The organism is Nocardiopsis sp. CNR-923 (assembly GCF_001942255.1).
In the GTDB taxonomy this organism is placed as follows: Bacteria; Actinomycetota; Actinomycetes; order Streptosporangiales; family Streptosporangiaceae; genus Nocardiopsis.
On sequence record NZ_MKKC01000109.1, the window covers coordinates 100,843 to 115,535 of the forward strand.

At 71.4% G+C, this 14,693-nt stretch carries 9 protein-coding genes and 3 pseudogenes; 10 read left to right on the forward strand and 2 right to left on the reverse strand.

Going from position 1 to position 14,693, the window contains the following annotated elements:
* Nucleotides 1-385: 385 nt before the first annotated feature.
* Both BJF83_RS19685 and BJF83_RS19690 read left to right on the forward strand, forming a co-directional pair.
* Nucleotides 386-2,894 (forward strand): annotated as a pseudogene (locus BJF83_RS19685) (ATP-dependent Clp protease ATP-binding subunit).
* Nucleotides 2,895-3,027: 133 nt separating this feature from the next.
* Nucleotides 3,028-3,918: a DUF3105 domain-containing protein gene (locus tag BJF83_RS19690; RefSeq protein WP_262391688.1), complete on the forward strand. Its 891-nt coding sequence runs from the start codon at nucleotides 3,028-3,030 to the stop codon at nucleotides 3,916-3,918.
* Between the two features lie 25 nt (nucleotides 3,919-3,943).
* Here BJF83_RS19690 and BJF83_RS19695 read toward each other — a convergent pair whose 3' ends face one another.
* Entirely contained in the window at nucleotides 3,944-4,819 is an 876-nt protein-coding gene (locus tag BJF83_RS19695; RefSeq protein WP_075927476.1) for an A/G-specific adenine glycosylase, read from the reverse strand.
* Between the two features lie 530 nt (nucleotides 4,820-5,349).
* On the opposite strand from BJF83_RS19695, the gene BJF83_RS30640 reads away from it, so the two are divergent.
* The 3 genes from BJF83_RS30640 (at nucleotide 5,350) to BJF83_RS19710 (ending at nucleotide 7,087) form a co-directional block, all read left to right on the forward strand.
* Nucleotides 5,350-5,646: a hypothetical protein gene (locus BJF83_RS30640; RefSeq protein WP_316042317.1), complete on the forward strand. Its 297-nt coding sequence runs from the start codon at nucleotides 5,350-5,352 to the stop codon at nucleotides 5,644-5,646.
* Between the two features lie 206 nt (nucleotides 5,647-5,852).
* A complete protein-coding gene (locus BJF83_RS19705) occupies nucleotides 5,853-6,467 on the forward strand; it encodes an SSI family serine proteinase inhibitor (protein ID WP_075927477.1) in 615 nt (204 codons plus the stop codon).
* A gap of 167 nt (nucleotides 6,468-6,634) precedes the next feature.
* Nucleotides 6,635-7,087 (forward strand): SSI family serine proteinase inhibitor, encoded by a 453-nt coding sequence (locus BJF83_RS19710; RefSeq protein ID WP_143831998.1) that lies wholly within the window; start codon nucleotides 6,635-6,637, stop codon nucleotides 7,085-7,087.
* Between the two features lie 53 nt (nucleotides 7,088-7,140).
* On the opposite strand, the gene radA is transcribed toward BJF83_RS19710, so the two are convergent.
* Nucleotides 7,141-8,502 carry a DNA repair protein RadA gene (radA, locus tag BJF83_RS19715; protein ID WP_075927540.1) on the reverse strand — a complete coding sequence of 454 codons (1,362 nt, stop codon included), beginning with the start codon at nucleotides 8,500-8,502 and terminating at the stop codon, nucleotides 7,141-7,143.
* 168 nt (nucleotides 8,503-8,670) lie between these two features.
* Between radA and BJF83_RS19720 the strand changes: the two genes are divergently transcribed.
* From BJF83_RS19720 to BJF83_RS19745, 5 genes and pseudogenes are all read left to right on the forward strand, one after another.
* Complete coding sequence (locus BJF83_RS19720; protein WP_316042318.1) at nucleotides 8,671-9,585, forward strand: SGNH/GDSL hydrolase family protein; 915 nt, start codon at nucleotides 8,671-8,673, stop codon at nucleotides 9,583-9,585.
* A 211-nt stretch (nucleotides 9,586-9,796) separates the two neighbouring features.
* Nucleotides 9,797-10,363, forward strand: a complete 567-nt coding sequence (locus BJF83_RS19725) for a C40 family peptidase (RefSeq protein WP_075927541.1) — start codon at nucleotides 9,797-9,799, stop codon at nucleotides 10,361-10,363.
* Between the two features lie 395 nt (nucleotides 10,364-10,758).
* A pseudogene (locus BJF83_RS19735) lies at nucleotides 10,759-11,681 on the forward strand (sugar phosphate isomerase/epimerase family protein); the annotation flags it as partial.
* 118 nt (nucleotides 11,682-11,799) lie between these two features.
* Nucleotides 11,800-12,593 (forward strand): annotated as a pseudogene (proC, locus tag BJF83_RS19740) (pyrroline-5-carboxylate reductase).
* 138 nt (nucleotides 12,594-12,731) lie between these two features.
* Nucleotides 12,732-14,570 carry a DUF1109 domain-containing protein gene (locus BJF83_RS19745; RefSeq protein WP_316042319.1) on the forward strand — a complete coding sequence of 613 codons (1,839 nt, stop codon included), beginning with the start codon at nucleotides 12,732-12,734 and terminating at the stop codon, nucleotides 14,568-14,570.
* Nucleotides 14,571-14,693 lie beyond the last annotated feature (123 nt).

Here is a 14,693-nt window from a genome sequence, read left to right on the forward strand (position 1 = left end):
TTCGCCTCGCACAGCGAGCGGCGAAGAACAACTCAACGATCGGTGTGTTCGCTAAGAGCCGATAATCGGGCTTACGCGCGTGCGGCCCGGGGACTCCCGTGATGGATGGGAGCCCCGGGCCGTTCGCCTTCGGCGTACACCGAAATCTGGCGCCCCAATTGGTAGTTGGATGTTGGGTGAACGCCCTATCGTCGGGGAAAGTCTCTGGCACGGACGGCTGCGGTCGGCCGTGCGGAGGCGTCCGACCGGTCGGCAGCCAGCCGTCTGGGACGGACGGGTGCGACAGTGCTCCCCGGGGCGGTTATCCCTGTGGGGCCGATATGCGGAAGAGTTGGGTCGGCGAGTACCGTCCCTGCCTGACCGCTCTGTAGAGGAGCGACGAGACATGTTCGAGAGGTTTACCGACCGCGCGCGGCGAGTGGTGGTTCTGGCCCAGGAAGAGGCCAGGATGCTCAACCACAACTACATCGGTACGGAGCACATCCTGCTCGGCCTCATCCACGAGGGTGAGGGTGTCGCCGCCAAGGCCCTGGAGAGTCTTGGCATCAGCCTCGAAGCGGTTCGGCAGCAGGTCGAGGAGATCATCGGTCAGGGCCAGCAGCGCCCTCGGGGCACATCCCCTTCACCCCGCGCGCCAAGAAGGTCCTGGAGCTGTCACTGCGCGAGGCCCTTCAGCTCGGCCACAACTACATCGGCACCGAGCACATCCTCCTGGGCCTGATCCGGGAGGGCGAGGGCGTGGCCGCCCAGGTGCTGGTCAAGCTGGGCGCGGACCTGAACCGGGTGCGCCAGCAGGTCATCCAGCTACTCCACGGATACCAGAGCGGCAAGGAGCCCCAGGCGACGGGCGCCTCCTCCGAGTCCGCCCCGTCCACGTCCCTGGTCCTGGACCAGTTCGGACGGAACCTGACCCAGGCGGCGCGCGAGAGCAAGCTCGACCCGGTCATCGGCCGGGACAAGGAGATCGAGCGCGTGATGCAGGTGCTCTCGCGCCGTACCAAGAACAACCCGGTCCTCATCGGTGAGCCCGGCGTCGGCAAGACGGCGGTCGTCGAGGGGCTGGCGCAGAAGATCGTCAAGGGGGAGATCCCCGAGACGCTCAAGGACAAGCAGCTGTACACCCTCGACCTGGGCGCCTGGTCGCGGGCAGCCGCTACCGCGGTGACTTCGAGGAACGCCTGAAGAAGGTGCTCAAGGAGATCCGCACCCGCGGCGACATCATCCTGTTCATCGACGAGCTGCACACACTGGTCGGCGCGGGGGCGGCGGAAGGCGCCATAGACGCCGCCTCGATCCTCAAGCCCATGCTGGCCCGCGGCGAACTCCAGACCATCGGCGCCACCACGCTGGACGAGTACCGCAAGTACCTGGAGAAGGACGCCGCGCTGGAGCGCCGGTTCCAGCCGATCCAGGTGGACGAGCCGACCATCACGCACGCGATCGAGATCCTCAAGGGTCTGCGCGACCGCTACGAGGCGCACCACCGCGTGTCCATCACCGACAGCGCCCTGGTGGCCGCCGCCAACATGGCCGACCGGTACATCAGCGACCGGTTCCTGCCGGACAAGGCGATCGACCTGATCGACGAGGCGGGCTCGCGGATGCGCATCCGCCGGATGACCGCCCCGCCGGACCTGCGCGAGTTCGACGAGAAGATCGCCAAGGTCCGCCGGGACAAGGAGTCCGCGATCGACGCGCAGGACTTCGAGAAGGCGGCGTCGCTGCGTGACGACGAGAAGCAGCTGCTGAACAAGAAGGCGCAGCGGGAGAAGGAGTGGAAGGCCGGCGACATGGACGTCGTGGCCGAGGTCGACGAGGAGCTCATCGCCGAGGTCCTGGCCGCCTCCACCGGCATCCCGGTCTTCAAGCTGACCGAGGAGGAGTCCTCGCGTCTGCTGCGCATGGAGGACGAGCTGCACAAGCGGGTCATCGGCCAGGAGGACGCCATCAAGGCGCTCTCGCAGGCGATCCGTCGCACGCGCGCCGGTCTGAAGGACCCCAAGCGCCCCGGCGGCTCGTTCATCTTCGCCGGCCCGTCCGGTGTGGGTAAGACCGAGCTGTCCAAGACGCTGGCGGAGTTCCTGTTCGGGGACGAGGAGGCGCTGATCCAGCTGGACATGTCCGAGTTCATGGAGAAGCACACCGTCTCGCGGCTGTTCGGCTCCCCGCCCGGATACGTGGGCTACGAGGAGGGCGGCCAGCTCACCGAGAAGGTGCGCCGCAAGCCGTTCTCGGTCGTGCTCTTCGACGAGATCGAGAAGGCCCACAACGACATCTTCAACTCGCTGTTGCAGGTTCTGGAGGAAGGCCGTCTCACCGACGCCCAAGGCCGCAACGTCGACTTCAAGAACACGGTCATCATCATGACCACCAACCTGGGCACGCGGGACATCTCCAAGGGCGTGGCGATGGGCTTCGCCAAGGAGGACGACGCCCAGACCAACTACGAGCGGATGAAGGGGAAGGTCAGCGAGGAGCTCAAGCAGAACTTCCGGCCGGAGTTCCTCAACCGCGTGGACGACGTCATCGTCTTCCACCAGCTGACGGAGAAGGAGATCTTCCAGATCGTGGATCTGATGATCTCCAGCCTCGACTCCCGGCTCAAGGAGCGGGACATGGGCATCGAGCTGCGTCCGGGCGCCAAGAAGGTGCTGGCGGAGCGCGGGTTCGACCCGGTTCTGGGCGCGCGGCCGCTGCGCCGCACGATCCAGCGCGAGATCGAGGACCAGCTCTCGGAGAAGATCCTGTTCGGCGACCTCAAGTCGGGCCAGATCGTGGTGATCGACGCCGAGGGCGAGGGGACCGACGCCAAGTTCACCTTCAAGGGTGTGCCCAAGCCCGCCGCGGTGCCGGACACGCCCGAGGTCGAGAAGTCGACCGCCAAGAGCGAGTAGGGCACCGGTCGCGCACCGGATCCGATCACGGGCGGGGGCGTCCCTTCGGGGGTGTCCCCGCCCGTGTGCGTGCGGACCCGGGACGCCCTTGGCGGGGTATCGCCCCCGCACCGGGTGTGGTTAGGGTGTGCGCGTGACCCCTCCACAGGAACCCCGGCAGCCCGGCGGCCCCGTCCCGCCCGGCCAGTTCCCTCCCCAGGGCCAGCAGGGCCCGCACGGTCAGCCGTACGCCCCCCAGGGGCAGCCGTACACACCTCAGGGCGCTCATGGCCGGCGGGGCCAGCTCGGTCCGCCCAGCCAGTACAACCAGCCCAGCCAGTACAACCAGCTCGGACAGTACGGTCCCGTGCCGGGTTACCACCCCCACCCCCACCCCCCGCCCCAGCCGAAGAAGGGCCGCGGTCTCGTCATCGGCCTGGTGTCGGGGGCCGGAGTCCTGGTGGTCCTCCTCGCCGCGGGAACGGCTGCGGCCCTGTGGGCGGCCAACTCCGGCGCGTACCCGTCGCCGGGCGGCGGTTCCGCCGACCTGAGCGCGGTGGTCGAGTACTCGGGACTGTCCGCCGACCACGTGGACACCACGGTGACCGTCGACTACGAGATGTTCCCGCCCGCGGGGGGCGAGCACTACATCTACTGGCAGAACTGCGGCGTCTACGCCGCGCCGATCCGGAACGAGACGGCCGTGCACTCCCTGGAGCACGGCGCGGTGTGGGTGACCTACGACCCCGCCGCCGTCGACAGCGGCGGGGCGGCCACGCTGGAGAGCCACTACTCCACGGGTGACTACCTCCTCGTCAGCCCGGTGGAGGAGGGGATGCCCGCGCCGGTCGTCGCCTCCGCGTGGGGCGCGCAGCTCCTCCTCGAAGGCCCCGAGGACCCTCGCCTGGCCGCCTTCATCCGCGAGTACGAGCAGAGCCCGGAGGCGCCCGAACCGGGCGCGTCGTGCAGCGGAGCCCACGGCGGGACCGCTGAGGACGAGCCGCTCGCGGACGTGGACGGCGGCGGCGCGGTGCGGACGGACTGACCGGCCGCACCGCGTACGCGCGGGATCAGCCGGGCAGTGCGTAGCGCCCGTCGTCGAGGGGGTCCACGAGACCGTCGGCGACCAGGGCGTCGAGGGCGCGCTCACGCTGGACGCCGTCGTCCCACACCGCGTCCAGGGCGTCCTTGGACACCGGGTCGGCGGAGTCGCGCAGCACGGCGAGCAGTCGGCCCCGGACCTGCCGGTCGGTGCCCGCGTAGGTCTGCCCCCGGCGCGGCGGGCCGTCGTGCGCGGGTTTGCCCGCCAGCCGCCAGGCGCACTGGTGGGCGATGGGGCAGTCGACGCACGCGGGGGTCCGCGCGGTGCACACGAGCGCGCCCAACTCCATCACGGCTACGCCCCAGCGGGCCGCGACGCAGGCGATGTCCGGCAGCAGCGACTCCGCGAGCGCGGCCTCCGCCTTCGTCTGGGATTTCGGCGGGTACTCGATCCCGGTTTCGGCCCGCGCGAGGACACGTCGAACGTTCGTGTCCAGAATGGCGTGGCGCTGTCCGAAGGCGAAGCTGGCCACGGCCGCCGCGGTGTAGGAGCCGACGCCGGGCAGTGCGAGCAGCGTCGCGTGGTCGTCCGGCACCCGTCCCCGGTGCCGCTCGGTGATCGCCACCGCGCAGGCGTGCAGGCGCAGCGCACGCCGGGGGTAGCCGAGCCGGTTCCACATGCGCACGGCCTCACCGGAGGGTTCTCCTGCCAGGTCAGCGGGGGTGGGCCAGCGTTCCATCCACGCCCGCCAGGCGGGCAGCACACGCACGACGGGCGTCTGCTGGAGCATGATCTCGCTGACCAGGATCGACCAGGGGGTGGCGTCCGGGGCGCGCCAGGGAAGGTCACGGGCGTTGGCCTCGTACCACGCCAGAACCGCTGTGCTGTAAGGGTTATCGCTCATCTTTTACGGGGTATCGGCGGGTTGGGTAGGTGAGTGGCACGCGAAACCGCAATACTACGGGCCATGGCGTCAAGTACCGGACATCCAGGAGCCGTCAGCCGCGAGACCTACTGGAAGCGGCGTGCACTCGTGTTGGCGGGGGCCCTGCTCGTGCTCACGCTGATCACGTTCGCCTGCCGCTCCTCAGCCGAGGACGATTCCGATCCGGTCCGGTCGGAGGCGGGTGTGGCGGACGCCGACCCCTCTCCCAGTGTCCCACCCGAGACGCCCTCCCCGACCGCGAGCGGTGACCCCGACGAGGAGGCGTCGGAGGGGGCCCCTGGGGCCGCCGAGGGCGATGAGGATCCCCGGGGCGCGCCGAGGGCGGGAGCGGGGAGGCCGCCGGGGGATCTGGCGCGGGCGCCGAGGCCGCCGCGCCCCAGAGCCCGGAGGACGCCTGCCGCCCGGAGGACGTCGTCGTCACCTTCGAACTGGCCGATGAGGACCGCGAGGTCTACGGGAGCGGCGCCGAGCCGGAGTTCCGGGTCACCGTGGTCAACACCGCGAACCAGACCTGCACCGTGGACGTCGGCCCCGAGGCGATGGAGATCCGCATCCACTCCGGTGACGACCGCGTCTTCTCCACGGGCGACTGCGTCGAGGGCGAGGCCGCCGACGAGCGCCAGCTCCGGCGGGGCGTGCCCTATGAGACCACGTTCGGGTGGGACCGGCAGCGGTCCTTCACGGACTGCCGCGACGCCACCTCGGCGCGCCCGGGCTGGTACCGCGCGAACCTGCGGGGCGACTACGCGGGTGACACCGACGAGGTCGTGTTCCAGCTGCGCTAGGGCGTGTTCAGCGGATGCCGCCCGTCGCGAGCGGCGCGCCCAGCGCGGCGGCCGTGGACCGCGCCCCCGACCACCGCTGAGCGACATCGGGCCCGGCCGGATCGTCCGACCGGGCCCTTACCCCATGTCCGGTGACAGGCGGCCCTCCGGAAGCGCGCCACGCGACGCCGCATGAAGCACATTCTGTTATTGGGGTGTTACTCTATGTGACGTCAAGCGATTTCGCAGTCATCTGGAGCAATCGTGAAGCTTGCCGGAACCGTCCTGTCGGGTATCGCCGTCTCCGCCTTCGCACTGTCGATGGCGACTCGGCGCAGGCGGCGGAGGAGGAGGGGCGGGACTACTACCGCCTCTCAGTCGAGAAGAAGCACTCGGGCGAGAAGGAGCACAGGTCCCTTTTCTGTGCACCGCCTGGTGGCAACCACCCTCAGGCAGAGGAGGCCTGTGACCTCATCTACGCGTTCGGCTCCATCGAGAAGGTCGATCTGGGCGACAGCGCCTGCCCGATGATCTGGGACCCGGTCGTCGTGCGCGTCGAGGGCGCCGAGCACTTCAAGGAGACCTTCCCGAACGAGTGCGTCCTGCTCGACGTCAAGGGCCCGATCTTCGACTTCTCCGACGGCGTGGAGTACCGGGGAGCCGCCGACATGACCGAGGGCCGCGGCATGCAGGAGGTCGGTCACCCGAGCTTCCACGGCGGGCTGCACGGTCACCACGGCCACCACGACGACTTCAAGACGTCGAAGGCGCCGAGCGTGCCCGAGGACAACAACGACGCCGGCTACTACTACGAGGACAACGGCAACAAGTTCAACTGGTAGACCGCCGCGTGCCGTCCGGTGCGGACGGGGCCCCGGCCGGTCGTCGCACCACGCGGTGCGGGCCGACCGGGGCCAGGCGGACTCGCCCTGTTCGGGGTAGGAGTGTTGGGACGGGTGTGACGGCACGGCGGCCCAACCCCGTGCCACCCGGCCGACTGGAGGCCACCATGAGACTCGCCGCGATCGCCCGGGCCGCCTTCGTCGCCGCCGCCACCGTCATCGCCACCACCGCGCCCGCCCTTCCGGCGCCGCCCGTCGTTCCCGTCGAGTCCGCCGATCGTGCGAGCCCGCCCGAGCCCCTCGTGCGGGAGGCCGAGGGGCGGGCCGTCTACCGGCTGATCGTGGTCGACGGCGTGGGGTTCGGGAACGAGTCCGTGCGAGAGGTCTCGCTCCTGTGCTCCTCCTACGGCAGCGGGGGCACCCACCCGCGCGCCGCCGAGGCCTGTTCCGCGATCGCCCGGGCGGGTTCGATCGCGGCCGTTTCGTCGGACCCGGCCGCTGTCTGCACGCTGGAGTACCGCCCGGTGGCCGCGACCGCGATGGGTGCTGAGGCCTTCCAGGAGACCTACGGCAACGGCTGCCTGCTGCGGGCGGCCAAGCGCGCGGTCTTCGACTTCTAGGCGGTGCCCGGCCCCGGGCCCGCGTGACGACCCGGCGCGCCGTGCCGGTCGGTTCACGTTCGCTTGGAGCGCCGCGCCACCCAGACCAGCGCTTCGCTGAGCTCCTCCACCTCGTGCGTGCGGATGCCGGGCACGGGATCTCCGCTGTGCTTGGGCACGACCGCCTCCCTGAACCCCAGGCGCTGCGCCTCCGCGATCCTGCGCTGGACGCCGTTCACGGCTCGGATGTCACCGGCCAGGCCCACCTCGCCGATCGCGATGAACCCGCGCGGCAGGGCGACGTCGTTGTTGGAACTGCCCGCCGCCATCGCCAGGGCCAGGTCCACCGCGGGCTCGCCCAGCCGCACGCCGCCCACCGTGGACGCGTACACGTCCATGTTCGCCAGACGCATGCCCGTGCGCTTCTCCAGGACGGCCAGGATCATGTTCACCCGTGACGTGTCCAGCCCGGACGTGGCCCTGCGCGGCGCGGGCAGCGGGGTGGGCGCGATCAGAGCCTGTACCTCCGTGATGAGCGGCCGACGCCCTTCCAGGGTGACCGTGACGCACGTTCCGGGGACCGGGTCGGTGCGTTCGGTGAGGAAGAGGCCGCTGGGGTCGGGGAGCCCGACGATGCCGCTCTCGGTCAGTTCGAAGCAGCCGATCTCGTCGGTGGGGCCGTAGCGGTTCTTGACCGCGCGCAGGAGCCGGAGTTGGGAGTGGCGCTCACCCTCGAAGTGCAGCACGACGTCCACCAGGTGCTCCAGCAGGCGGGGACCGGCGATGGAGCCGTCCTTGGTGACGTGGCCGACCAACACGGTGGCGATACCGCGCTCCTTGGCGATCTGGATCAGCGCGCCGGTCACCTGGCGGACCTGGGTGACGCCGCCGGGAACCCCCGCCACGTCGGGGGAGACCATGGTCTGTACCGAGTCCACGATGAGCAGCCGCGGGGCCACCTCCTCGACATGGCTGGCCAGGGAGGCGATCGAGGTCTCGGCGGCCAGGTACAGCTTGTCTGACAGCGCCCCGAGCCGCTCGGCGCGTAGCCGCACCTGACCGGCGGACTCCTCCCCGGTCACGTAGAGCACGGGGCCCTGGGCGGCCCGCATCGCGGCGACCTCCAGCAGCAGCGTCGACTTGCCGACGCCCGGTTCCCCCGCCAGCAGGACGACCCCGCCGGGGACGGCGCCGCCGCCGAGGACCCGGTCGAGCTCGTCGACCCCGGTGGGCACGGCCTCGGCCGTCTCGACGCTGATCTCGGTGATCGGCCGGGCCCGGGAGGTCACGGGCGCGGGCGCGACCGCGGTCGGGGCCGGGGCTCCCGCCTCCTCGACCGTGCCCCAGGCGTGGCACTCGCCGCACCTGCCCACCCACTTGAGGGTGCTCCACCCGCACTCGGTGCACCGGAACGTCGTTTTCGCTGCTTTGGCCATGTCCGCCACGCTAACGCCTCCCTGGGACACGCCTCACGGGACAGCTCTCCAGCACATCGCGACACATGAAAGTTACCTACGGGTTAGTCAACGTCTCTCGTAGGTCGTGTTACAGAATGCGTAGGGTCCGACACCTCCGAACCCCCGCCCCTGGAGAGGAACCCCCACGTGTCCCGCACCGACGCCAGCACGCCCGAGCCCGCAGCCCGCCCCCGAGGCCGCCGACGAACCCCCCTCCTCGCCCTTCCGCTCGCCGCCGCCCTGTGCCTGGCCGCGGCGCGCCCGCCTCCGCCGAGACCGCGGAGCCGCCGCCTTCGACCACTACGTCGCCCTCGGGGACTCGTTCACCTCGGGGCCGCTCCATTCCCCCGTCGCCCGGGCTCCGACCCCCGTTGCCTCCGCTCGTCCAGCAACTACGCCCGACTCGCGGCCGACGCGTTGGGCGTCGCCGCGTTCACCGACGTCAGCTGCGCCGGCGCGGTCATCCGGGACCTGCGCGAGCCGCAGCACACCGACCTGATCGACGTCCCGCCGCAGTTCGACGCGCTCACCCCCGAGACCGACCTCGTCACGGTCGGGATCGGCGGCAACGACCTGGGATTCACCGACATCCTGATGGAGTGCGCCAAGCGGAGCCTGCACAACCCCTTCGGGAGCCCGTGCGCCGACCACTTCGGCGACGAGCTCGACCAGCGGGTCGAGGGCCTGCGCGACGACGTGTCGGGCGTCTACGCCGAGATCGCCGAGCACAGCCCGGAGGCGACCGTCGTCGGCGTCGGGTACCTCCAGATCCTGCCCGAGAGCAAGGGCTGCTGGCCCAAGGCGCCCATCGCCCGGGGCGACGTGGCCTACCTGGACGGCGTCCAGACCTCCCTCAACCAGATGATCGCGGAGGAGTCGCGGGCGGCGGGCGCGGTCTTCGTCGACGTCCTCGAACGCGGTCACGACGTGTGCCAGTCCTCGTCCCGGCGCTGGGTCGAGGGGCTGGTCCCGGAGAACAACGCGGCTCCCGTGCACCCGAACAAGGCGGGCATGGAGGCCGTCTCCGAGCGGCTGCTGGCGGGAGTGGGCGTCCAGCCCTGACCATTGTCACTGAACGTGTCAGGAGTCATGGAGGTTTCGCACTCAACGACTGAGATGCGCCTTTTGTGTGCGAGATTTTACGTTATCTTGCGGGGAATTGATCACCGAGGGTGATTCGCTACCGCACGAAAGCGACGAAGGGTGATCGGTTGGGATGGAACGCCCCGGGGCCGACCCGGCACGGGGCACGCACATCCGAACGGGGAACCTCATGACCCACTCCCGACACCACGAGCAAATTCCGGCCTGTCGTCCGGCCCAACCCGGGCGGCAGGCCGGATCCGTGCGGACCGTCGCGCGGGTGCTCTCCGCCACCGCCGCGACCGTGTCCCTGGTGGCCGCGGCGCTCGTCCCGGAACCCGCCCTCGCCCACGCCGCCCCGGCGTCCGCCGGAGGGGGCGACGGCCGCGTCCACCAAACACTTCACTGGTCGGCCGTGGAGACGGCGATCCGTGCCGCCGAGTCGAAGAAGGGCGCGCCCTACGTCTGGGGCGGAACCGGGCCGAACGGCTTCGACTGCTCCGGCCTCGTCCAGTGGGCCTTCCGTCAGGCGGAGGTCGAGCTGCCCCGCATCGCCCACGACCAGGCGGCGGCCGGAATCCGCATCCCCTACTCCGGCGCCCGGCGCGGTGACCTCGTCTACTGGGCCCACGGCGGCGGCTACGTCTACCACGTCGGCATCTACCTCGGCGGGGGGCGCATGATCGACGCCCCCAAGCGCGGCGACCACGTGCGCGAGCGCGACGTCATGGCCGGCGCGAGGGCCGTACGACTGTGACCCCGTCCAAGGGCGCCACGGGGGCCGCCCGCCAGTCCTGATCGACCCGGATCCGGCCCCCGTGACCCGACGCGCCCGCGCCGCGAAGCCGGGCAGGTGGTAGCCGGTGCCGCAGCCGACGTCCAGCACGTGGGCGTCCTCGATCGGCCGCACGCGGTCCATGGCGGCGCCGAGCACCACGTCGGGGCCGACGGCGTCGTTCTCCAGTTCGTACGTCCGTGGGTGCTTCCAGATGTTCGGACTGGGGATGGCGTCCCCAGGGATCCTGGGGCTCCGGGAGACCATCCCCGCAGCCTACGGTGACCGGTGGGGCGTGGCCGCCGCGCCCGTCGCGGCACGCCGCGTTCACCGGAGCGGAACCCGGGGGAGGGGGCGGAGCGCATAGTCTGTGTCCCGTGAGCCCTATCCAGGTCCCAGACGCGCCCGTCGTCCTCTCGTCGGCGTCGGTCTACCCGGAGAAGACCCCGGCCGCCTTCGAGATCGCCGCGAAGCTGGGGTACGACGGCGTGGAGGTGCTCGTCTCCTCCGACCCCGCCAGCCAGGACATCGACCTGCTGCGGCGCCTCTCGGACTACCACCGGATGCCCGTCACCGCCGTCCATTCCCCCTGTCTGGTCCTCACCCAACGGGTGTGGGGCCGCGACCCGTGGGGCAAGCTCGTCCGCTCCAAGGAGATGGCCGAGGCCCTGGGCGCCAGGACCATCGTCGTGCACCCGGCCTTCCGCTGGCAGCGCGACTACGCCCGCGAGTTCGAGACCGGCGTCGCGCGCATGCAGGACGAGACCGACGTCGTCTTCGCCGTGGAGAACATGTACCCGGTGCGCGTGCGCGACCGCGAGGTCGTGCCCTACGCGCCGAGCTGGAACCCGCTCGACCGGGACTACCCCGACGTCACGCTCGACCTGTCGCACACCGCCATGTCCGGCTCCGACGCCATGGACATGGCCAAGCGGCTCGGCGACCGCCTGTCGCACGTCCACGTCGCCGACGGCTTCGGCGGCCAGAACCTCGACGAGCACCTCATCCCCGGCCGAGGGCGGCAGCCCGTCGCCGAACTCCTGGAGCACCTGGCCGCGACGGCTACGAGGGCCAGCTCGTCCTGGAGGTGAGCACCCGCAAGTCGCCCGACCGCACGTCCCGCATGCGCGAACTGGCGGAGGCGCTCGCCTTCACACGTCTGCACTTCGCCAGACCCACCGCCGACGCCGGTACCCAGCCGCACGACCGCCGTGAACGCATCGCCCTGCTGCGCCGCAGGCCGCCCGCGCCGCCCCGCCACTTCTCCGTCGACACACAGGGGACCGTCGACGACCAGGACGACGACCGGGGGCGCGGAGGGTCCCGAGCAGCCCTGACCGTCCACGGTGTGAGACGTCGCGTCCGCACCGGAGCCCCCGTGCCGTTAGCGTGGAGGGGACCCGCGGAGAGGAACCTTCATGATCGCGATCATCGGTGCAGGGAAGATGGGCGAGGCACTCCTCGCCGGGATGCTGGCCAAGGGCCACGCGCCGGAGAACGTCCTGGTCACGGAGCCGCGGGTGGAGCACGCGGATGAGCTCCGCCAGCGGTACGGGGTCGAGGTGGCGCCGGCCGAGGAGGCCGCCAAGCGGGCCGACACGCTGTTGCTGGCGCTCAAGCCGCAGGACATGGTGGCGCTGCTGGAGGACCTGTCCGCCCACCTGGCCGCGGACCGTCTCGTCATCTCGGTGGCCGCCGGGCTCACCACCTCCGTGATGGAGAGCCACCTGCCGGTCGGGGTGCCCGTCGTGCGGGCGATGCCGAACACACCGGCGCTCATGGGGCGCGGCATGACCGCCATCTCGGGCGGGGCCAACACCGGGCCCGAGCACCTGGACCGCGCCGAGGAGCTGCTGGGCGCGGTCGGGGAGGTGATCCGGGTGGGTGAGCAGCACATGGACACGGTGACCGCGATCTCCGGGAGCGGTCCGGCCTACTTCTACTTCATCGCCGAGACGATGGTCGAGGCGGGGGTGGCGATGGGCATGCCGCGCGCACGGCGCAAAAACTCGTCGAGCAGACCATGACCGGCGCCGCCGCCATGCTCACGGACTCCGGCGAGCACCCCGTGGTGTTGCGGGAGGCCGTGACATCGCCGGGCGGGACGACCGCGGCCGCACTGCGCGAGCTGGAGCGCCACGGCGTGCGCACCGCCTTCACCGACGCGATCGAGGCCGCCCGCGACCGTAGCCGGGCACTGTCCGGGAGCTGATCTGCGGCCGGGCCGCGCTGGGGCCGGGGCGGGGACGGGATTGGCCGGGACCGGCCGTTGACCACAGGGCAGGACGTCCTCGGACATGGATAGTGTTCTTCGAGGAAGGGGACCGCGCTCCCCAACCCGGTCCCGTGCGTGCGGGACTTCCCATCCCCCCGACCCCAGGGCCCCCATGAGTTCTCCACCCCCGTTCGACCCGTCTCACCAGCCCTCGGGCCAGCCCCAGCCCGGCCAGCCCCCGCAGCAGCCTCCCTCGGGACCGCAGCGACCTCCGCAGCCCCCGTCCGGCCCGCGGCAACCGCCCGACGGTGCGCCCCCGCCTCCTCCCGGCGGTCCGCCCTCCGGACCCCAGTTCAGCTCGCCGCCGCCCGGCGCCTTCGGGGCCGCCATGGGCACACCGCCCGGTGGGATGCCTCCCGGCGCCGTTCCTCCCGGTGGGATGCCGCCTCCCGGCGGGATGCCTCCCGGGCAGTTCGGGCCCCCGCCGCCCCGACCGCCGCGGCTCGGGCTCCTCTCCTCGCCCTCCGCGTCCGGGCCGCGCTGCTCAACCTGTCCGGCCTGGGCGCGGGATACGCCTTCCTGCGTCAGTGGCTGTTCCTCGGGATCGCGCTGGCGGTCACCGCGGGCCTCCTGGTCGGCGCCGCGTGGCACGGCGCCGCGGACAACCCGCTGATCTGGGCGCCCGTCCTTCTGGCGTGGTTCCTCGCCACCGCCGCCCACGGACTGTTCGCGGGCCGTGCCCGCGACGAGCGCACCACGGCCGCCGGGGGACAGCCCCCGAAGAGGCTCGCACCCGTGCTCACGGCCGCAGCCCTGGCGGTCGCCGTCCTGGCGGGGCTGGCCGGTGTGTGGCAGGCGGGCGAGTGGCGACTGCGGGTCGCCGACGCCACGCACGCGCGCGGCGACTGCGACACGGCCATCGACGTCTACGAGCAGGTCGAGGGAGGTTTTCAGCTGTCGATGTCGCCGTCCCTGATGGACCGCGCGCGTGATGGCGTCGACGCCTGCCGTCTGCTCGCCGAGGCCCAGGACCAGGTGTCTCAGGAGGAGTACGACGAGGCGCTGGACACCTACAGCGGCTACTTCGCCCACCCGGCCTCCCGCTGGGAGGACACCGACGGCGAGGTGGCCGACACCTACCTCTCCCACGCGGGGAACATCGCGAACGAGACCGCTGAGACCTACGCCGGAGAGGTCACCGACGAGATCCGCGACGGGTTCCAACGGGCGCAGCAGATCTACAGCGTCATCCCCGGCGACCACGAGGGCACCGAGGCCGCGGGCCGGGTGCCCGACGCCCTGGCGGACCTGTACAGCCTCGGCACGTCCGACTACGCGGCGGAGCGCTGGTGCGCGGCGTTCCGCCAGATCGAGGTCTTCGTCGACCTCGACTGGTCGGCTGCTCCGGCGGTCGCGGAGCGTATCGAGGCCGAGGCGCCCGAGGCGGCCCGCCAGTGCGGCTGGGCCGAGGTCGACGGAGGCTCGGCGTCCACCGCGGAGGAGATGACCGACTTCCTCGCCGCGCGGTACCCGGGCCACGAGGCCGACGACGTCGAGGACCTGGTCCGCTTCGTGGGAGCGGCCCGCATCGGGGAGGAGATGGACATCCTGACCGTCTACGGGGAGACCGACTTCGACGCGCGGCCCACCGGCAGCACGGACGGTGACCAGGTCGTCATGGAGGTAACCAACGACAGCCCGCACGACATGCGGTTCCTCTACGTGGGGCCGGACGGCGTCCACGACGAGGTCGTCACGCCCGGGTGCGAGGAATGCGGCGAGTACACCTCGCCGCCGTCGGGCAACTCCTGCTTCGAACGCGGCGGCGAGGTCATGCGCGTCGAGTTCGAGCCGGGGGAGTACCGGATGCTGCTCGTCTCCGACACCGGACGCTCGATTCCCCTGCACGGCACGCTGGACCTCAGCGGCGGCGACCGGTACGAGACCTGCCTCTACCTGACGCGCGAGGAGTGACGTGCCGGCGGTCCGGGCGGCCCCGGCGTCCGCCCGGACCGTCCCGTGCCCGGACGGGACCCGATCCACCCCGTGGTTCGGACCGCCGTCCCCGGTGCGTACTGTGTGCAGTGGAGCACGCGC